General features: G+C 40.4%; 24 protein-coding genes and 1 riboswitch. Of the genes, 15 read left to right on the top strand and 9 right to left on the bottom strand.

What is annotated here, in order from left to right; genetic code table 11:
* Positions 1 to 26: 26 nt before the first annotated feature.
* Positions 27 to 210, top strand: a riboswitch (Lysine riboswitch).
* Positions 211 to 343: 133 nt separating this feature from the next.
* The 3 genes from LC036_RS06980 (at position 344) to LC036_RS06970 (ending at position 3,859) form a co-directional block, all read left to right on the top strand.
* On the top strand, positions 344 to 1,897 hold the full coding sequence (locus LC036_RS06980) for a Na+/H+ antiporter NhaC family protein (RefSeq protein WP_226580217.1): 1,554 nt from the start codon (positions 344 to 346) through the stop codon (positions 1,895 to 1,897).
* A gap of 335 nt (positions 1,898 to 2,232) precedes the next feature.
* Entirely contained in the window at positions 2,233 to 3,759 is a 1,527-nt protein-coding gene (locus LC036_RS06975; RefSeq protein WP_226580215.1) for a sodium-dependent transporter, read from the top strand.
* 1 nt (position 3,760) lies between these two features.
* Positions 3,761 to 3,859, top strand: a complete 99-nt coding sequence (locus LC036_RS06970) for a methionine/alanine import family NSS transporter small subunit (protein WP_075035181.1) — start codon at positions 3,761 to 3,763, stop codon at positions 3,857 to 3,859.
* Positions 3,860 to 3,901: 42 nt separating this feature from the next.
* Here the strand turns inward: LC036_RS06970 and LC036_RS06965 are convergent, their stop codons facing one another.
* Together LC036_RS06965 and LC036_RS06960 are read right to left on the bottom strand one after the other, a co-directional pair.
* A complete protein-coding gene (locus LC036_RS06965) occupies positions 3,902 to 4,837 on the bottom strand; it encodes a M23 family metallopeptidase (RefSeq protein WP_226580213.1) in 936 nt (311 codons plus the stop codon).
* Between the two features lie 85 nt (positions 4,838 to 4,922).
* On the bottom strand, positions 4,923 to 5,552 hold the full coding sequence (locus LC036_RS06960) for a YhcN/YlaJ family sporulation lipoprotein (protein ID WP_226580211.1): 630 nt from the start codon (positions 5,550 to 5,552) through the stop codon (positions 4,923 to 4,925).
* A gap of 132 nt (positions 5,553 to 5,684) precedes the next feature.
* Between LC036_RS06960 and LC036_RS06955 the strand changes: the two genes are divergently transcribed.
* Entirely contained in the window at positions 5,685 to 5,960 is a 276-nt protein-coding gene (locus tag LC036_RS06955) for a YutD family protein (RefSeq protein WP_226580209.1), read from the top strand.
* Positions 5,961 to 6,005: 45 nt separating this feature from the next.
* Here the strand turns inward: LC036_RS06955 and LC036_RS06950 are convergent, their stop codons facing one another.
* Positions 6,006 to 6,293: a cytosolic protein gene (locus tag LC036_RS06950; protein ID WP_226580207.1), complete on the bottom strand. Its 288-nt coding sequence runs from the start codon at positions 6,291 to 6,293 to the stop codon at positions 6,006 to 6,008.
* A 46-nt stretch (positions 6,294 to 6,339) separates the two neighbouring features.
* The gene (locus tag LC036_RS06945) at positions 6,340 to 6,684 is read right to left on the bottom strand and encodes a DUF3055 domain-containing protein (RefSeq protein WP_226580205.1); all 345 of its coding nucleotides are present in this window, start codon (positions 6,682 to 6,684) and stop codon (positions 6,340 to 6,342) included.
* 146 nt (positions 6,685 to 6,830) lie between these two features.
* On the opposite strand from LC036_RS06945, the gene LC036_RS06940 reads away from it, so the two are divergent.
* Complete coding sequence (locus tag LC036_RS06940) at positions 6,831 to 7,268, top strand: DUF86 domain-containing protein (RefSeq protein WP_226580202.1); 438 nt, start codon at positions 6,831 to 6,833, stop codon at positions 7,266 to 7,268.
* 27 nt (positions 7,269 to 7,295) lie between these two features.
* Positions 7,296 to 8,063, top strand: a complete 768-nt coding sequence (locus tag LC036_RS06935) for a TIGR01457 family HAD-type hydrolase (RefSeq protein WP_226580199.1) — start codon at positions 7,296 to 7,298, stop codon at positions 8,061 to 8,063.
* A gap of 142 nt (positions 8,064 to 8,205) precedes the next feature.
* Here LC036_RS06935 and LC036_RS06930 read toward each other — a convergent pair whose 3' ends face one another.
* A complete protein-coding gene (locus LC036_RS06930) occupies positions 8,206 to 9,765 on the bottom strand; it encodes a hypothetical protein (protein WP_226580196.1) in 1,560 nt (519 codons plus the stop codon).
* Positions 9,766 to 9,873: 108 nt separating this feature from the next.
* On the bottom strand, positions 9,874 to 10,383 hold the full coding sequence (locus LC036_RS06925; RefSeq protein WP_226580193.1) for a phosphatidylglycerophosphatase A: 510 nt from the start codon (positions 10,381 to 10,383) through the stop codon (positions 9,874 to 9,876).
* Between the two features lie 191 nt (positions 10,384 to 10,574).
* Here LC036_RS06925 and LC036_RS06920 point away from each other — a divergent pair, with 191 nt between their 5' ends.
* Entirely contained in the window at positions 10,575 to 11,543 is a 969-nt protein-coding gene (locus LC036_RS06920) for a 2-hydroxyacid dehydrogenase (RefSeq protein ID WP_226580190.1), read from the top strand.
* A 94-nt stretch (positions 11,544 to 11,637) separates the two neighbouring features.
* On the opposite strand, the gene LC036_RS06915 is transcribed toward LC036_RS06920, so the two are convergent.
* Positions 11,638 to 11,859: a NifU family protein gene (locus tag LC036_RS06915; protein ID WP_035511544.1), complete on the bottom strand. Its 222-nt coding sequence runs from the start codon at positions 11,857 to 11,859 to the stop codon at positions 11,638 to 11,640.
* Positions 11,860 to 12,025: 166 nt separating this feature from the next.
* Between LC036_RS06915 and LC036_RS06910 the strand changes: the two genes are divergently transcribed.
* From LC036_RS06910 to LC036_RS06900, 3 genes are all read left to right on the top strand, one after another.
* The gene (locus LC036_RS06910) at positions 12,026 to 12,361 is read left to right on the top strand and encodes a YuzD family protein (RefSeq protein WP_226580187.1); all 336 of its coding nucleotides are present in this window, start codon (positions 12,026 to 12,028) and stop codon (positions 12,359 to 12,361) included.
* Positions 12,362 to 12,426: 65 nt separating this feature from the next.
* Positions 12,427 to 12,657 (top strand): YuzB family protein, encoded by a 231-nt coding sequence (locus tag LC036_RS06905; protein ID WP_226580184.1) that lies wholly within the window; start codon positions 12,427 to 12,429, stop codon positions 12,655 to 12,657.
* A gap of 131 nt (positions 12,658 to 12,788) precedes the next feature.
* Complete coding sequence (locus LC036_RS06900) at positions 12,789 to 13,148, top strand: HesB/IscA family protein (protein WP_226580181.1); 360 nt, start codon at positions 12,789 to 12,791, stop codon at positions 13,146 to 13,148.
* Positions 13,149 to 13,186: 38 nt separating this feature from the next.
* Here the strand turns inward: LC036_RS06900 and LC036_RS06895 are convergent, their stop codons facing one another.
* Positions 13,187 to 14,173 (bottom strand): NAD(P)/FAD-dependent oxidoreductase, encoded by a 987-nt coding sequence (locus LC036_RS06895; RefSeq protein WP_226580178.1) that lies wholly within the window; start codon positions 14,171 to 14,173, stop codon positions 13,187 to 13,189.
* Positions 14,174 to 14,470: 297 nt separating this feature from the next.
* Between LC036_RS06895 and LC036_RS06890 the strand changes: the two genes are divergently transcribed.
* The 3 genes from LC036_RS06890 to LC036_RS06880 all read left to right on the top strand — a co-directional run bounded on the left by LC036_RS06890 (position 14,471) and on the right by LC036_RS06880 (position 17,104).
* Positions 14,471 to 15,694: an NAD(P)/FAD-dependent oxidoreductase gene (locus LC036_RS06890; protein WP_226580176.1), complete on the top strand. Its 1,224-nt coding sequence runs from the start codon at positions 14,471 to 14,473 to the stop codon at positions 15,692 to 15,694.
* 231 nt (positions 15,695 to 15,925) lie between these two features.
* The gene (locus tag LC036_RS06885; protein ID WP_226580173.1) at positions 15,926 to 16,243 is read left to right on the top strand and encodes a YuiB family protein; all 318 of its coding nucleotides are present in this window, start codon (positions 15,926 to 15,928) and stop codon (positions 16,241 to 16,243) included.
* Between the two features lie 156 nt (positions 16,244 to 16,399).
* The gene (locus LC036_RS06880; RefSeq protein ID WP_319004440.1) at positions 16,400 to 17,104 is read left to right on the top strand and encodes a 3D domain-containing protein; all 705 of its coding nucleotides are present in this window, start codon (positions 16,400 to 16,402) and stop codon (positions 17,102 to 17,104) included.
* Between the two features lie 38 nt (positions 17,105 to 17,142).
* On the opposite strand, the gene LC036_RS06875 is transcribed toward LC036_RS06880, so the two are convergent.
* A complete protein-coding gene (locus LC036_RS06875) occupies positions 17,143 to 17,625 on the bottom strand; it encodes a divergent PAP2 family protein (RefSeq protein ID WP_226580171.1) in 483 nt (160 codons plus the stop codon).
* 158 nt (positions 17,626 to 17,783) lie between these two features.
* Here LC036_RS06875 and LC036_RS06870 point away from each other — a divergent pair, with 158 nt between their 5' ends.
* Together LC036_RS06870 and LC036_RS06865 are read left to right on the top strand one after the other, a co-directional pair.
* The gene (locus LC036_RS06870; RefSeq protein WP_226580169.1) at positions 17,784 to 19,253 is read left to right on the top strand and encodes a leucyl aminopeptidase; all 1,470 of its coding nucleotides are present in this window, start codon (positions 17,784 to 17,786) and stop codon (positions 19,251 to 19,253) included.
* 200 nt (positions 19,254 to 19,453) lie between these two features.
* Positions 19,454 to 19,609 (top strand): hypothetical protein, encoded by a 156-nt coding sequence (locus LC036_RS06865; protein ID WP_226580167.1) that lies wholly within the window; start codon positions 19,454 to 19,456, stop codon positions 19,607 to 19,609.
* Position 19,610: the final 1 nt, after the last annotated feature.

The following is a 19,610-nucleotide window of genomic DNA, read 5'->3' as shown; positions in this document are numbered from 1 at the left end:
ATTGAATATGCGTGACCTTATCAGATCGGTGAGGTAGAGGTGCAGGCACCATCAGTAGTCAATGGGAGTGTGACAAGCAAAGATCATTGATGAAAGGGGTTGTCTGCCGAAGTGTAGATTAACGAGTCAAGTTATGAAACGCTGGTGTATATCTAAATAAGAGATACACTGTCATGCATGCTTTTGGGTGCATGGGGCGCTACTGATCGAAATGGAGGATAATCAAATTGCCACAAAAGGCAATGGTAGGTTATTTTCTATCATTGTCTTTTTTTATTCCTCAATTTTAATCCGCAGTAGCCTTCCGAATCCCGCTACATCAAGATTTACGGAGGGGAAACACATGGAAGGAACCATCTTTTCTTTAATTCCAGCAGTATTAATGCTAGTCCTTGTTCTGCTTACAAGGAAAGTTATCTTATCCCTGGGGATAGGAATCATCGTCGGAGCGTTTATGCTCACACAAATGGATATCGGCGCCGGACTGTCGCTGATCTGGTCCATCTTCGCAGGCATATTTTACAGTGACGGTTCATTAAATACAGGAAGTATTTATCTTCTTTCTTTTCTATTCTTATTGGGTGTAACAACTGCCTTCATGACCGCATCCGGTGGCAGCCGTGCATTTGGTAAATGGGCCGTAGAGCGCATTGGCAGCAGAAGAGGAGCAAAACTTGTGCCTTCTCTTTTAGGTATTGTTATCTTTATTGATGATTATTTCAATGCTTTGGCTGTAGGACAGGTAGCAAGACCGGTCACCGATCGATACAAAGTTTCCAGGGCTAAACTGGCATACTATATCGATTCTACATCGGCTCCGATTACGGTTATATCACCAATTTCAAGCTGGGGAGCTTATATTATTGGTACCATCGGCAGTATTCTTGCTGCAAATGAAATAACCGATTTTCAAGCATTTGAAGCATTTGTCCTAATGATCCCGGCGAATTTGTATGTATTTGCTGCCTTACTTCTTGTCTTTCTGACCATTTATTTCAGGTTAGACATCGGTCCAATGAAAAAGCATGAACAACGTGCATTAACTACCGGTGAACTAACAAACCCTGAAAAAGGTGACGTCCCTGGAGACCTGAATGATGAATTTAAGAAACATGACAATGGGAAGATCTCTCATTTAGTCCTGCCTATTGTATCCTTAATTGTTGGTACAGTAGCCATGATGGTCATTACAGGAATTCAGAACTCAGAAGGCAGCCCGGATATCCTATCTGTATTCGCCAATACAAACGTGAATATTTCTCTATTTATAGGTGGACTGGCAGCTGTTATCGTAGCTTTATTCTCTTATATAGGACAGCCACAGCCAAAATCCGGGATTGCTCATGTATTCCTTGAAGGAATGAAAGCCATGCTTCCAGCAATCTATATCTTAATATTTGCTTGGATAATCGGCGATATTATTGGTCAATTGCAAACAGGTGAGTATTTAGCCCAACAGTTCAAACAAGCAGATATCAACATTGCTTATCTGCCATTTATTATTTTCATACTATCAGGTTTTATGGCTCTATCTACAGGTACTTCATGGGGTACATTCGGCATCATGCTTCCAATAGCTGGTGAAATTGCCGCTGTTACCGACCCTGCTTTGATTTTGCCTGCCTTATCAGCTGTATTGGCTGGTTCTGTTTTTGGTGATCACTGTTCACCAATATCTGATACAACAATCTTATCTTCCACGGGTGCTGGGTCTAATCATATTGATCACGTACTCACACAGCTTCCATACGCTGTTATTGCTGCTGTAGCGGCTTCCATTGGCTATATTATTCTGGGGCTTACAGGGCAGGTATGGATCCCATTACTGATTACTTTAGGAATTGTGTTTGGAATAGCACTCATTATTCATAAGTTAAATCCGCAGACATCTGCATAACTTTTCAGGACAGAGGTGAATGAAGCCTCTGTCCTTTTTTATAGATTTTTGTACACGTTAATCGTACCTATGTGAAATTCCCGATCATCCTACCCTTAATTAGTGAGAAACCGGACAAAAAAAGAGGAAGACAGCGACCATGTAGTTATGAAACATTAGAATAGCAGAGATTTTAATAATAGTTTCATAATAAATTGCCATTTTCTGAAAATTTTAAAATTATTTTGACAACCTGTACCCTGATGGTTATAATTTAAACAGAATAATCAGAAAAATAAAAAAGAAGCTCTTGGTTGATTCAGGTCTTGAGCTTCACAATCAGGGAGGTCTTTCACATGGAAAATCGTGCACAATGGGGGACGCGCGCAGGATTTATTTTAGCTGCCGTTGGTTCTGCAATTGGATTAGGGAACATATGGCGTTTTCCTGCCGTAGCTTATGAAAATGGGGGCGGAGCATTTTTTATTCCTTATCTATTTGCTTTATTAACTGCAGGTATTCCCCTTTTAGTTATGGAATTCACCATCGGTCATAAATATAGAGGATCAGCACCGCTGTCTTTCTTTAGAATGAATAGAAAAACAGAATGGCTTGGATGGTGGGCTGTATTAGTATCATTCGTTATATCCACCTATTATGCTGTCATTATCGGTTGGGCGATGTCTTACAGCGTCTTTGCGTTTAACCTCTCATGGGGGGACGATACAGAAGGCTTTCTATTTAGCGAATATCTGAAATTATCTGTTGATCCTGGTCAGACAGGAAGCCTTGTACCTGGTGTTCTTATCCCGTTAATCCTTGTTTGGTTAATTACACTCGGCGTCCTTTTTAAAGGGGTTAAAAAAGGAATTGAAGTAGCAAACAAAATATTCATTCCGACCCTTGTTGTTCTTTTCATGATTATCGTAATTAGAGCAATTACTCTGCCTGGGGCAGCCGAAGGTCTGCAAACCTTTTTCGAACCTGATTTCTCAGCTATCACAGATAGTTCTGTATGGGTAGCCGCTTATGGTCAGATTTTCTTCAGTTTATCTATAGCTTTTGCCATTATGATTACTTATTCTAGCTATTTACCGAAGAAATCGGACATTACGAACAATGCCTTTATCGCTGGTTTTAGTAATTCAGGCTTTGAACTTTTAGCTGGTATCGGAGTTTTTGGTGCCCTTGGCTTCATGGCATCCCAAAGTAATGTACCAGTAGAAGAAGTTGTAAGCGGGGGAGTGGGTCTGGCTTTTGTTGTATTCCCGCAGATTATTAATGAGTTTCCAGCTTTGAATGGTCTGTTTGGATTCTTATTCTTCTTGTCTCTGGTGCTTGCAGGATTATCCTCTTTAATTTCCATATCAGAAACCTATGTAGCTGGAATAAGTGAGAAATTCGGAATATCAAGAAATAAGGCTGTTGGAATTGGCGGGGGATTAGCTGCAGTCATTTCCCTTTTGTTTGCAACACAGGGTGGTTTGTTCTTCCTGGATGCAGCAGACTACTTTATCAACCAGTTTGGCGTAGCTTTTGTAGGCTTAGTTGAAGTTGTTGTCATTGCCTGGTTCTTACGTAATCTTAACGACTTTCAATCTCATGCCAATGGGATCTCTGATATTCGTCTGGGTGGATGGTGGAAGATTTGTTTAGGTGTGGTGACACCTGTTGTTCTTGGTTATATGATGGTTGATCTATTCAAGAAAAACCTTCTTAAAGAATTCGATACCGCTACAGGGAACTATGAAGGTTATGCCGACGGCTTCATTTTATTCGGCGGTTGGTTTGTAGCTGCATTTGCTATTGTTATGGGCTTTTTGATGACATTAAAACGCTGGGATTCCAAAGCCTTTAACGAAGAGAAGAAGGAGGTCAGCTGACATGACAGCTAGTGCAATTACAATGATGGTAATTGGAATGATTGTTATATGGGGAGGGCTGGCTGCGAGTATCACAAACGCAGTCAAGAAATCAAAATAACCTCTAATTTAAAGCGTCGCACATCACTGTGCGACGCTTTGTTTATTCAGCCATACGCTCCCATTTTCTTAAAAATGGAGTTGGATCAAATGACCATTCATTCTTTCCATTGTCTTGATACATCCCGTAATGCAGATGAGGAGGAAACTTCCCAGACGTTCCTGGAGGTCCATAGCCAGAAGCTCCTACAGCCCCTATAACATCACCGGGTTGGACGATATCTCCCACTTTAATATCTTCTGAGAAATTTTGGAGATGGGCATAGTAATGATAAATATTGTAAATATCTCTTATGCCGATTCTCCAGCCTCCAAAAGTATTCCAGCCTTTCATTTCCACTACTCCATATGTCGTTGATTTTACCGGCACACCATAATTGGCAAATATATCAGTGCCTTCATGAATTCTTCTTCCTCCAAATCCTCGTGCATCTCCCCAGGTGCTTCTATAGCTGTAATTGGCATGGGTAGGAAGAGGGAAATCTCTGTTGGTTAATTGGACCGTTTGAAATTTGCGAAATACCCTTGCTGTATTCATAATCGTCTGGACAGTTAAATCTCTCTTGTAGTAGTTCCATAAAGCAATTTTAATATCTTCTTTCGTTGTGCCATAGGTTTTGATGTAGCTGCCGATTGACCATAGTACATCTTCATCGTTGTTAATCTGCACTTTATTGTCACCATTACCATCTTCCCCCCATCCGTCAGGGAAGAGAACGTCAGGCAGTTGACTGTCTGACCCCTTCCAGAACATGGGGTCTACTTCAATGGCTGTAACCCGTCCTTCCTTAGGATCGTCATGAACTTGACGTTCGTATTGGTCAATGGCCGCTAAATACTCCCATGGAATATCGGTAACCGCTGATGTTTTTTTATAAAGAGCCATTCTTGAGTCACTTTCTTCATCTGCATAGATAGGGGTGGCGCAAAAAAATGAAGAAAGAAACAGTCCTATAACAATAAAACGTAAATAATTCATATCCTCACCTACAATGTTTTGATACTTATAGCATGGGACAGCTGGTTCATTGTTATAAGTGGAAAAAATGGGCTAGAATACTTGGTCAGTTTTCCATCCCTGTTTCTGCCTCTGTGTTCGTGTTAGGACCGACATTTGGCTGTTTAGGATTTGTTTCATCCACTTTTCCTTGAGGGGATTTTTTCATCTTCTTAATAATGCTGTTGATCGTTTCGTTGTAACCTTCGTCATATACTGTTGAATTACTTAAGCTTTGAACATCACCAAAAGAAGCCGGGTTATCAGACACATATACATGATAAAAACTTGGAACGAGTGAATACGCTGTTTTTTGTACCATATCAGCAGCCAGGTCGCGATCTGTGTCATCGGCTCTCTTATAAGCAACAAGAACTTCATTATCTGTCACAACAGTTGCAACATCATCAAAATTTTCGTAGCGTAAAATCATTCTGGAAATCATATCGGCCATTTGTTCACGGTTTACTTTAATTTCTCTCTTTCTTTCTGCATTCTCGTCTAACTGATCTTTATTAAAACGAACATAGCCCACCTGTCCATCTTTAGGTTCCGTGTTATACCCATCCATGGCATTGCCGCTTAACGTATCTCCATCCATCATGTTTTTTGCGTGTTCCTCTTTCGATTCCTGACATCCTGTTACAAGTAGTGTCAACGAAGCCACAAGCAATGTGCGTTTGATAATCTTTTTCAACATGCATCCTCCTTAAGATCTTTTATTATGTTTAGATTGAACATTTATAAAAGAATCATACCTTTCATGAAGTTGCGTTTTCTTCCATCTATTGAAATGTGATACACTGATAAGAGGATAGAGGTGATAAATATGGTCGAATTTTTAGGTAAAACGTACGACATCTTGGAGGATTATCAGGAAGGTTTTCAGCACGAAGAGGTGGAAAATCGTTTCAGTGATATACTTAATAAATACGATTTTATTGTAGGTGATTGGGGATACGGCCAGCTTCGATTAAAGGGGTTTTATGATGATCAAAATTCTAAGGCCACCTTTGATACAAAGATCAGTACTTTAGAGGACTACTTATACGAGTACTGTAACTTTGGTTGTTCTTATTTTGTATTAAAAAGGGTTCGTCAATAAAACCGACGTGCAGTCATTTCAGCACGTCGGTTTTATTTATCTTTTTTAATATTCTTCTTCAGATGGCTTTAAATCAGCATTCTTCTCATCATGAATAGGATGAGCACCATCTTCCTGCCTTTGAAGATCCTGGTGTAACGATTTATTTTCATAGTTGAATGCGCTGTAATACCTTTGTTTATCTGTCCATGGAGCACTCTTTTCATTGGAAACAGGCTCATATTTATTTCTTGGAGCCCCGTAGGGTCCCTCGGGAAGTTGTTCAGGCACAAGATAATTCCGTTGTGCTTCTACATTGGCGAAATCAGTATATTTACGCTTGTTTTTATCCATAAAAAACCTCCTCAGCTTTAGTTTTGCCTGTGGAGGTCTCTTTATTCTATGAGAGCAGATAGGGGAGATAATTTCGAAGTTCTTCTGCCTCTATTGCACTCAATTGAAACATATGCTCTAGATGGCCGTCTTTTTTGATATTTTCAAGATCTAATAAGGCTTGACGGTTTTTAAGAAGGTTGATGACCATTGTCTGATTATTAAAGTAATCTGCTTTCATCAGAGCCAGTTCAAAACGATGACTTCCTGCTGTGAAAGATACAAAACGAGTGTTTGTGTTTTGGGTGATATCTTCGAGTAACGGCCTTTCAGCCATGAAATCCTCCACTCCTTTATAAATGTCTGCTGTCTCTTCATCTTCTTGATTTGTGAAGTATGATTGTACGGTCAAGTTACAGCGAAAATCCACATCGAGTAGTATAACCTTTCATACACGTTCTTATTCAAAAAGGGTAATATTCTCCATCATTATTGAATTGAACGCAATTGTGATATCATAACCCTATTCACTCAAAAGAAATATCAGGAGGTCGTTCTATGTATTTTGTAGACAGGGAGAAAATAGAAGAAATTTTAAGCTACATGGAAGATGTTCAAAGAGAATTCCTTCAACATACATATGAAGGTTTTGCTGAAAAACTGCTGCTTGAGCGAATGACTCACCTAACAATAGAAGCGATGATTGACGTTGGAAATATGATGATTGATGGTTTCATTATGAGAGATCCAGGGAGCTACGATGATATCATTGATATCCTTACGGACGAAAAGGTTCTGCCTTCTAAAGAACAAGAGGCTTATAAATCTTTTATCCATCTTCGTAAAATGGTGGTTCAGCAGTATACAAACGTCGATCATGAGATCCTGGAACGTTTATGGGGCAGGCATTGGTCATCCTTAGAAGCGTTTCCTGAACGCATAAGGCAATACTTAAATCATGAACTGGGTCCTGTATCAGCATTTTTAAAAGAATAAGAACTGTTTCGATGGGATGTGGAAAAGATGAAGGATTATCAGGGATATTTGATCGATTTAGATGGGACGATGTACAAAGGAGAAGAGAGTATTGATGGAGCCGCTGCCTTTGTGGATTATTTAATTGGTGAAGATAAACCGTTTTTATTCTTAACCAATAATTCTGCCAAAACTGTGTCATCTATTGCTGAGAAATTAACAAGTCTTGGCGTTTCCGCTCAAGACAGGCAAATTTATACGAGCAGTATGGCTACAGCTGATTACATAGATAGCCAAAAATCAGCAGCGCGAGTCTTTGTTATAGGCGAAGAAGGCTTGAAGGATGCATTAGAAAAGAAAGGCCTATCATTAGTTGAACAAAATGCGGATTTCGTAGTTATTGGTTTAGATCGAAATATCAGTTATGAAAAATTAGCGAGGGCTTGCTTAGAAGTAAGGGATGGAGCGGTCCTGATAAGTACAAATGCCGATATTGCTATTCCTACAGACCGTGGATTACTTCCGGGAAATGGGGCGTTAACCTCTGTAATAACTGTCAGCACGGGTGTTGAAGCCACGTTTGTAGGGAAACCTGAGCCTCTTATTATGAGTCGTGCGTTAAAACGACTGGGACTAAATGAAAAAGAAGTCCTCATGGTTGGAGATAACTATCACACAGATATTATGGCTGGTATGAAAGCAGGAATCGACACACTTATGGTTGAAACGGGGCTTAGTTCTTTCAAAAGCATTGAAAATTATAAGCAGCAGCCAACGTATAAGTGCAGAAACCTATATGAATGGTTGGATAAATAAAAAGAGCCCTCCAGGGCTCTTTTTTTAGGGAAGGCAGGAAACCGAAAATAAACCAGTAGACCGGTATTCCTGCCTTCTTGAAAAGAAAAACTATTTAACCTGTCCAACAATCGCCCTTGTAACCATTATTCAATGGAAACTCCTACAACACATAAGGTCCAAAGAATACAGATACAAAAAGAACGTGAATGAAAATGAAGTACGTTAGTTGAATAGGGATAGACCAGTCCCTTCGGCGTGCTCCGGTTTTTAATATTCCATAAGCAATAACAGCAAAGGCTACCAAGAACAAAATCGGACTTCCAGGAAAACTTAGGTATTCTGGAGCTCTGGCCATCAGGCTGTCAGAGAAAATAGGATGTCTTACCATAATGGCTGCACCGAGGTAAATTATTCCGCCGGTGAAGAAAACCCAGGCATGGTCTTTTTCAAGAACATCTTTTTTGGAGAACATAATGACTACCATAAAGAGTAAAGGCCAGATAAACCAAAACGATGTAATAATGATGGCAAAAAGACTAAAGGACAACATACCCATTGTCTTGCCAAGAGCTTGAATAAGGTTTGCCTGTGTAATAGCCTTCGCTTCCTTTACGACTTTGGGGTTTTGGGAGGCAAGCAGAAGGCGGTCCTCACTACTCGTTTTATCCAGCCAAATGACGGTATTGGAATTCATCCAGCTTGGATCATGGGATAAATTTGGTGTGTTACTTATACGGGTAATCTCGCTAACACCTTCAGTACTGACTTGAGCTTGATAAATATTAAATCCTTCTGAATCGCGAAACTTTGTTTTTGTAGCGCCGATGGCTTTAAAAAGCAGCTCGGTTCCTCCTTCTCCGGAACGCATTTTTATATCGGATACTTCTTTTAGTTCCGTTGAAGAAACAGGATCAGTCATGGATATCTTCGTTAGATCTAAATCCTCACCAAAAGTGAACTCGTCATAGTAGTAAAACCCTTCTATTTTTCCAGACATGCTTTGCTTTTGTATAGTTGTTAATAAAACCTTTGCCGTGTCTCCCTCTACATAAAACTGCATATCGCTGAATTCCTCTGAACTCTTCAACGTAAAATCTGTGTTTCCTACTTCTTTTACCTGTTCATCTTCAACTTTGTAATATGTAATATGGTGACCGCTTTGATCTACATCATTTGTTAAAAAATAAATACCGTTTGATGTTTCCTGGAAGATTAAAGATGTGTTTGGGTTAGGTAGGGTAAACAGCTCTTCACCTTCCATGTTTTTCATATTCAATGAATAAACATCTTGTCCCTTTCTGTAGAAAGCCATGCTTTCAAGAGGGAAAAATTTATCGATAGCTGTGATTTCATCTTCTGTCTTCCCATTATAAAGATGGTAATAGTCCGAAAATACGAAGTTTTCATCGGTTTTAAAAAAGGTTGTAAACTTATCTACTGGAAAGTCGTAACTTTCTTCATTTAAAAGGTTGTAATCCTCATCGTACTTCTTTTGTTTTAACCCGTCACTGGTTAAAAAAGAGACCGTATGGGAATCTTCACTCGAGTCAGCCCTTATAGACTGTAAAGCGGACGTTTTACCTACTTCTAATTCTCTGCTCCATTTTTCATCAGGGGGTTCGGTCACTTCGTTATAATTGTGAACAAAAAGGATGGCGACCCCGAATAGAACGATAATCATAGGGAGGATCCAGACTAGCTTACCTGCAAGGTTTTTCATTTCTACATATTCACTTCCTTTTTTATGCATATTTTACAGATATACGTTGGGAGCGGGGAAAAGGTTTCAAAAAAACACTGAGCTGAGCCCAGTGTTTTTTAATGGTTTTTATTCGTCCTCTGTGTCTCCCGCTATACTGTGGGCAAGACGACTGGACGCAGCTGCTGCAATTGCACCTACAATATCGTCCAGGAATGTGTGACACTCGCCAGTAGATTTATCATTTAATTTCTGTAAAATCCCTGGTTTTTGCTTATCAATATATCCATAGTTTGTAAATCCTATAGAGCCGTATACATTTACAATGGAAAAGGCTATGATTTCATCAACGCCGTATAGGCTTTCATCAACTTCAATTGTAGATTGCAGTGGTTCTTGAAGCATTTTCTTTTCTGCCAATCGATCTAATTCAATGCCGGTTATCACTGCATTTTGGACTTCCCGTTTTGTTAATACTTTATTAACGTTGAAACGGCACTCATCCATAGATAGATCATCATGGTATTTTGACTGGAGATAGTAGACGAGATCAGCGATATCGTCAATAGTAACTCCGCGTTCTGTCAGCCATTCTCTTGCTGTTCTTTCAAGATTGGATATTTTTCTGTCTTCTGCCATATTGAATAACCTCCCTGCTCATCATAACTCGCCATGTTCCATACCCGCGTTTATTATTTCACAAACGACTGATGTTATGTTTATTATATCAAAAGTTCAAGCTTTCGGTGCATAATGTGGGCAGTTGTCCACCTATGGAAGACAGCTGAGTATGCTAAACTGGTAAAAAAGAGTCATGAGGAGGAGGAACGATGAAAAAACCAAAGATTTATATCACCCGCCGGCTGCCTGATGAAGTAGTAGAACCTTATAAAAATCAGCTTGATATTGAGATGTGGGATAAAGAAGAGGAACCTGTTGAACACAGTGTGCTTCTAGAAAAAGTGCGCAGCGCGGACGGATTGTTAACGATGTTGACAGACCCCGTAGATGAAGACGTATTTATGGAAGGACAGCACCTAAGGATTGTAGCCAATATGGCTGTTGGTTATGACAATGTGGATGTAAGTGCAGCCCACAAACATGGGGTTGCCGTAACAAATACGCCTGACGTACTGACAGATACGACGGCTGATCTTACATTTGCTTTACTTATGTCTTCTGCCCGTCGTTTACTTGAAGCCAACCACTCTATTCAAAGAAACGAATGGAACAATTGGTCCCCTTTATGGCTGGCAGGTAGTGATGTTCATCACAAAACGATAGGAATTGTGGGGATGGGAAGGATCGGGAAAGCACTGGCTAAAAGAGCCAAAGGTTTTGACATGCGCGTTCTTTATCATAATCGCTCAAGAGATGAAGAAGCTGAAGAAAATCTTGGAGCCGTATACATGGAATTTTACGAGCTGTTAAAATTTGCGGACTTTGTGGTCTGCCTCACTCCGCTTTCAGACGAGACGTACCATATGTTTGATAAGGAGGCTTTTGAAAGAATGAGGAATACGGCTATTTTTATTAACGCTTCACGAGGAGCTACTGTTGATGAAAAAGCCCTGTATCACGCAGTGAATAACTCAGAAATCGCTGGTGCGGGCCTGGATGTATTTGAAGAAGAGCCTATAGGATCAGATCATCCTTTACTTTCTTTACCCCAGGTCCTCTGTCTTCCTCATATAGGTTCTGCGACTGTAGAGACACGATCGAATATGATGCGTATGTGCTTTGATAACCTTATCCACTTCTTTGAAGGAAAGCCGCTAATCAGCCCTGTGAATAAATGAATCGTGACGTGTGCAGCATCAACTTTTAATAAAGTGGACCGATAAAAAAAGATCCGTACAGGTCATTATGTACGGATCTTTTCATCAGTTTGTATTAGAATACTTGCTCCACTTCGTAAATACCAGGTACTTCTTGAGCCAGCGCACGTTCGATACCTGCTTTTAGAGTGATGGTGGAACTTGGGCAGTTCCCGCAGGCACCCATAAGACGCAGGCGGACAATACCATCTTCAACGTCGACTAATTCAACGTCTCCACCGTCTCTAAGTAAAAATGGGCGAAGTTTATTCAGTACTTCTTGCACCTGTTCATGCATGTTCAATCTTCCCCTTTCTTAAGTAACATTATAAAACGAATGCTGAAAAAAATCTATGATTGTCTGAGACTGTGTTCAAGTAAATTGAGAACTATTATCATTTTATCTTTTTTCGTATATTTTGTAAAATGAGAAGAAAGTGCGTTTGGGAAGGGGAGAAGGTTTCATGAAACAAACGGAAGTGTCGGTTCATGTGTACGGTGCTGAGGTGAAATGTGCCAGTTGTGTGAATGCTCCTGGATCGAAAGAAACCTATGAATGGCTTGAGGCGGCCGTTGGAAGAAAGTATGGAAACCAGGGAATCACCTTCCACTACTTTGATATTCATAAAGATGAGCAGGAGGGAATGAATAGGGAGATCGTCCAAAAGATATTGGATGATGAGCTTTTCTATCCGCTTGTTGTTATAGATGACGTTGTGGTTGCGGAGGGAAATCCAAGACTGAAAAGTATTTATAAAACGCTTGAAGAACATGGAATTGAACAGATAGACAATTCTTAGCTCACTTTATTTATCGTATGATAAGATAACGAACAGTAGGGTTCTCCAATAAAGAGGTGAAGCGGATGAATCCATTAATTGAATTTTGCATCAACAACCTGGCAGAAGGATCACAGAAAGCTAAAGCTGAACTTGAAAAAGATCCGGACCTCGACGTAGTTGACTATGGATGCTTACGAAATTGCGGGCTTTGTTCCCAAAGTTTATATGCCCTGGTAGAAGGAGATCGAGTTATTGCAGAAACCCCTGAAGAATTAGTCGATAAAATTTATCAACATTTGGATGAGACCCTATAAATGGTGTCTGCAATAACAAAGAGGAAGGGTGTCTTTTACTGCACCATTTTCTCTTTCTTAGTTCAATACGTTTGAACTAAGGTTTCCAGGTTTAGTATACTGATATTAGGAAGAGAAAGGAGAGGCTTGGTATGATTCTGAACATCACAGAAGCCGCAAGTCACCAAATCAAAGAAATGATGAAAGAAGAAGAAGGAGATGTTCGTCTTCGTTTCGGAGTGAAAGGTGGGGGCTGCAGTGGATTGTCTTATGCCATGGGCTTCGAGGATGAAATCAATGAAGAACTTGATCTTCTTGAAGAGTCTGAAGGTATTCCTGTTGTTATCAATAGACAGGATGCGGCGATCATTGAAGGTACGACCATTGACTTTAAACAAAACATGATGGGCGGCGGTTTTACGATTGATAATCCGAACGCAATCGTTTCCTGTGGCTGTGGATCATCGTTTAAGACAGCGACAAATGCAGGTACACCAGATCCTAATTGTTAAGATAATTGAAAAGCCCCCCTTAATGGGAGGCTTTTTTTTTATGAGAACATACTCGTTGAGTGTTTTGGCTGAACGCGTGCACCTGGATCGATATAGGCTTTGGCGTTATTAACTGCCGTTGGACCTTCACCGAATCCTGATGCGATTAGTTTAACTTTACCTGGATATGTGCAGATATCTCCTGCTGCATAGATCCCTTTAATGTTCGTTTCCATTTTCGAGTTTACGACGATACTGTTCTTTTCGATTTCCAGCTCCCAGTTCTTGATAGGACCTAGAGAGGAAATGAAACCGTAGTTGACAATCACATCGTCTACATCAATGGTTTCAACGCGATCCCCTTTGACTTCTTTGAGTTCGACTTGTTCAATACGGTCTGTACCGATCATTTTTTCAGGTGTGAATGGAGTCATAATGTTCACCCCGGATTCGTTTAATTGTGACACGCTGTGTTCGTGAGCTCTGAATTTATCGCGTCTATGAACAAGGGTTACTTGTTTAGCTATCGGTTCGAGCATCAATGCCCAATCGACGGCGGAATCGCCGCCGCCGGCAATCATGACGTTTTTGTCACGGAATTTGTCCATATTACTAACATGATAATGGAGATTGGCTCCCTCAAAACGTTCCGTATCATCGATCTTAAGCTTTCTTGGCTGGAATGCACCGTTACCGGCAGTGACAATAATCGTCTTTGTATAATGAACTTCTTTATCTGTCGTTAGTTTTATGGTCTCATCATCCAGGCGTTCGACGGACACAACTTCCTGGCTGAGGGCTATGGTAGGGTCGAAAGCCATTGCCTGTTCTTCCAGGTTATCGACCAATTCTTGTGCTCGTACCTTAGGGAAGCCGGCAACATCAAAGATGTACTTCTCGGGGTATAAAGCAGTTAATTGTCCTCCAAGGTGGGGGAGGCTCTCAATTATTTTGACGCTGGCTTCACGCATGCCGCCGTAAAAAGCAGTGAATAGACCGACAGGCCCACCGCCAATGACTGTTATATCATATATTTTATCACTCATATTTACCCTCCTGATGAAAATTTAACTAAAGTACATTCTATCATAAAAAAATTTCAGATGGGAACAATGAACGTATGTAAACCATTACAGGAGCGGTAATTTTCCTACAATTACGATAACTCGATTTTGGGTTGAAAATGAGTGCAAAAAGGTCTAAGATAAAATCAGACCATATATTAAAATTTGTGACATTTTATACCTGGAATCGACAGGTTTTTTTAATGCCTTTGTGTGTGAAACCAGTCACAATGATATAGGTAACGGATTGTAAAAACTACGAGATGGAAGTGATTATTCATGAAAAATCCTAACATTGTCATTCTCGGTGCCGGTTATGGTGGCATTATGACAGCTGTTAAGTTGCAAAAGAGCTTAGGAGCCAATGATGCAAATGTGACTCTTGTCAACAAGCATAGCTATCACTATCAAACTACATGGCTACATGAAAATGCAGCTGGAACGCTTCACCACGATCGTACACGTATCGCTATTAAAGATGTTGTGAACACAAGTAAAATTAACTTCGTTCAGGATACAGTAACGGAAATTAAGCCGAACGAAAAGAAAGTTTTACTTGAAGATGGGGAATTATCTTATGATTACTTAGTAATTGGTCTTGGCTTTGAAGCAGCCACATTCGGTATTTCCGGTTTGAAAGAACACGCATATACAATCAGCAGCATCAACAGTGCCCGCCTGATTCGCCAGCATATCGAATATAACTTCGCAAAATATAATAATGAACCTGAGAAGAAGCAGGAACGCTTAAACATAGTTGTCGGTGGTGCTGGATTTACAGGTATTGAATTTGTAGGCGAACTAGCTAACCGTGTACCGGAACTTTGTAAAGAATATGATGTACCACGTGATCAAGTTCGTATCATTAACGTAGAAGCTGCTCCAACAGCACTTCCAGGTTTTGATCCTGAACTTGTTGAATATGCGATGAATTCTCTGGAAGCCCGTGGTGTTGAGTTCAAAATTGGTGCCATGATTAAAGAGGTAACAGAGAATAAACTTGTCTTTGAAAAAGACGAGCAGCGTGAAGAAATTGAAACGAATACAGTCGTATGGGCAGCTGGTGTCCGTGGTAATTCTCTAGTCGAAGAGGCTGGATTTGAAGCCAATCGTGGTCGTATTCCAGTTGGAGACGATCTTCGTCCTGAGGGTTATGATGATGTTTTCATCGTTGGTGACTGTGCACTGATTATGAATGAAGAAACTGAGCGTCCTTATCCGCCTACAGCACAAATTGCTATTCAAGAAGCTGAGCATACAGCAGCGAACCTGGCTCGACTCATCAAAGGTGATAAGCATCTGGAGCCATTCAAGCCTGACTTGAAAGGTACAGTTGCTTCTCTTGGAGACAGCGATGCAATCGGCGTTGTCTTTGATGATAAGAAATTATTCGGATGGTCTGCTACAGCAATGAAAAAAGTGATCGATAACCGATATCTATTGAAACTTGGTGGCATTCCACTAGTTCTTAAAAAAGGAAAGTTGAACTTCTTTAACTTTTAATTCTAAAAATGCGGAAGCATCTTGATGCTTCCGCATTTTTTTGTGAAAAACCTTTCCTGACCGGAGGTTTTTGAACTTACCGGTGTCATTCTGAAATTTATTTCTTGAAGTGATCGTTTGTTTGCCATGCATCTGGTGTTGCCTTGGTGGACTTGCGCTTTCTATCTATCAATTATAGAATGAAAGTTGGGTTTGCGTGATCTGTTGAACAGATTTAGGGGGAAAGCAACGTTGAATATTGTACAATTTGCTGTATCTATTTTATTGTTTTTTGTATTATTTTTTGGGATTTCATTTCTACTTAATATGATTTTACGTTCTTCATGGATTATGTCTTTCATCTATCCAGTCATTGTATTATTCATTGTAGACGATTTTCCCTGGACGAGGTATTTCTCAGAACCTTCTAATGCTTTTTCGACTGTCTTCAACGAACTAACACGTTTGTCTGTTGTAGATGTTGTTATTCTTTCCAGTGGATTCATTGGGACGATTGCAGCGGGCATTGTCATACGTAAGCTTAGAAAAAGCGGATATCAAATGTTTTAATAAACAACTGCTGGAGACGAATGGTCTTCAGCAGTTTTTTTATAGTTAGAATTTTAGGCATTTTTAATTTTTGTTGGTTTTATGGATTGACCTTTTTGAATCGGTGGTTTGCATGAGTGAAAAGAGGTAGGTTGAATAAAAAAAGTCAGGGTGGACATGAATACACCTAGAGGTGATTTCATGAATATCAAGCGGATGAAATATCTGTTGTTTGCTTTCTTGTTCCTATTAGCCGCTTATAGTACATTCGCCAATGTAGCTAATCTCTCATTCGACGATTTTGATGAATGGGTAGCTGCAAAATTCAGAGATCAATCGTTAAACGGTGAATCATTCCAAGATATAAACCACCAAATGGACAGTAAAGGGTTGAAGGTTAAGAATGCTCAGCAGACATATGTGTCCAGTGAGGTTGTTAAGGCTGTCCAAACACTTGAAGAATCCATCGATTTCAGTGAGTACCCCAGGCATGAGGTAACCGCTACTGGCTATACGGCCGGCTATGAATCGACTGGAAAAACCCCCGATCACCCGGGTTATGGGATTACGTTTTCAGGTGTAAATGTGAAAAGGGATCTATACTCAACTATTGCCGCTGATTTAGAGCTTTTCCCTATCGGAACGATCCTATTTATTCCCGGCTATGGTTATGGAGTAGTCGCTGATATTGGTGGAGCAATAAAAGGGAATGAATTAGATTTGTACTTTCCGACAGTGGATGAGGTTTATCAACAATGGGGAAAGCAGACGTTAGAGGTGTATGTAATTGAACGAGGGAAAGGACAGTTAACAGAACAAGAGTTAGAAAACTTAAATCAAGATGAGGCGCTGCAGGTTTTTCGATCGGAAATAAAACAATAAAAACTCTTCCATCCCTGGGTATGGAAGAGTTTTTATCTTTAATAAATCATCGCATGTAAGAGAAAGGTTAATAAAACTCCAGTAAGACCTCCAAAAAAAACTTCGATCGGCTGATGGCCTAAAAGCTCTTTTAACTCTTCTTTCTTTTGATATCCCTCTTTTTGCTGCCAACTTTTAGCTTCGTTGACAAATCGGTTAAAGTCATTTAATAAGATATTTAGCATGATTGCCTGTTCGCCGGTTTGTCTTCTTACGCCAGTACTATCAAACATGACGATGATTGTGAAAACACAAGCTACTGCAAAAACCGATGAACCAAACCCTTGTTCAATACCGACACCTGTTGCAAGAGCAGTAACTGCTGCTGAATGACTGCTCGGCATTCCTCCAGTACTGAAGGCAAGACTTGGGTTAAACTGCCGCGACGCGATAAACTGAATAGGAATCTTAACGATTTGGGCGAAAAAAATGGAAGCGATGGAAGCCCATAAGGGGAAATTTTGTAGCAGATCTAACAGCATCCTGACATCCTTTCTTAACCTGTAGAAGTATAGAGTTCATTCATTTATGTACACGATAGGAAGCAAGGTCATTATATCATAACTTCGTTAACGACGCCTTTATAGGTAAGTCAATAAGTGAATTTTCCTGTATACTAAATATGGAGGTGTATGTGGAAATGTTTACAGTACGCAAGGATTGGAAAGTTGATCAAACGATTATTCTTGGTCTATTTTCGGATAATTTTACAGAAGTTTTTGAGGAAATCAGTGATTTAAACGGGTTCAATCTAAAACCTTACATAGAATCAGGAAGTATATCTACTGGACCGAGGCAGGTGGAACGCCTGTTGTTGTCATCTGATGGAGAGTTCCGACGCGTTTATTTCTTTGGTCTTGGTTCTTCGGAGGATTTGACTAGAGATGAATATAAAAGGATTATGGGATATGCCTTTCAAACACTGCAGAAAGATGGCGTGCAAAATCCAGCTTTGGTACTGGACAGCTTTATTCCAAAGGGATGGGATGTTCAAGAAACAGCTTCTTTAATTGGAGAAGTTATGCTCACATCTACCTATGTTTTACCTTCATTCAAAACGGGTGCACAGAAAGAAAAGGAAGAACAACGTTTGACCGTTCTTACTTCAGAGGAACCGGAAACTATACAGACTGCACTGGAAAAAGGCAGTGCCTATGCAGATGGTGTCAATACCGGCCGTTATTTGGTTCACTTACCAGCCAATGTGCTTACTCCTTCAGAGCTCGCGGAGTTTGCTAGAACGATGGCGGAGGATTATGACTTTACGTATAAAGTCTTAGAGAAACAAGATATGGAAGAATTAGGGATGGGGGCGCTCCTTGCTGTCAATCAAGGTTCAGTAGAGCCTCCTAAAATGATTGTCATGAAGTATCAAGGCCTTGAGGACTGGAGTGACGTTACAGCGCTTGTCGGCAAAGGAATTACTTATGACACAGGAGGATATTCGATAAAAACGAAAACCGGTATGCCGGGAATGAAAGGGGATATGGGTGGAGCGGCCGCTGTTCTGGGTGCTATGGAAACAATCGGCCAATTAAAGCCGAAAAAGAACGTCATCGCGGTCATTCCTTCCTCTGATAATATGATTTCCGGTGAAGCTTTCAAGCCGGATGATGTCATCACATCAATGAGTGGGAAAACAATTGAAGTTTTGAACACGGATGCAGAAGGACGTCTTGCTTTAGCTGATGGGGTGACCTATGCTCAAAAAGAAGGAGCCGACCGGGTTATTGATGTTGCCACACTCACAGGCGGGGTCGTAACAGCTCTTGGTTCCTGGATGACAGGTGCTATGACCAATGATCAAGCTTTCTATCATGCTGTTGAACAGTCGGGACAGACAGTGGGAGAACCTATATGGCTTCTTCCATACAATGAGGATTATAAAGCACAGGTAAGAAAAAGTGATATAGCTGACTTGAATAATTCACCAACTAGAAAAGCACACGCAATTATGGGCGGCGCTTTTGTTGGCGCATTTGTAGAGAATGTGCCCTGGGTCCATCTGGATATTGCCGGCACATCTACTTCAGAAGGAGCTTATGAGCTTGGTCCTAAAGGCCCGACCGGTGTAATGGCTAAAACGTTAGCTCATTATGTTATCCAATAACCATCCTGATCCCCTGATATCAAAAGGGGGATCTTTTTTGTTTCTTTTACTAGGCGTAAGCCCGGTCTTCAGCAAACAAGCGAGTATAAAATATATGGAATTTACTTTAATGAGGAGGCGCAGTTATGTCTCTTCTGTCTTTTTTGTGGAAAAAAATCCGTATAGGTAGGAAAGATAAATATCCCCCCTTTTTACCATTAATGATTGCCAGCAGGGGAACCATTCTTGGAGTGAAGACGACAGAGGCTGCATACTATGGAACAGTATCAATGGTTTGTGGATATGAAGTATTTATGAGTATAGGTGATCGTGTCCTCAGCATTGATTCGAGGGAAGTCATTGGTATTTTCGAATGAA

The sequence above is a fragment of the Halobacillus litoralis genome (assembly GCF_020524025.1).
Lineage (GTDB): Bacteria > Bacillota > Bacilli > Bacillales > Halobacillaceae > Halobacillus > Halobacillus litoralis_D.
Note: the sequence above shows the minus strand (reverse complement) of the source record. Positions and strands in the feature narration are given on the sequence as shown.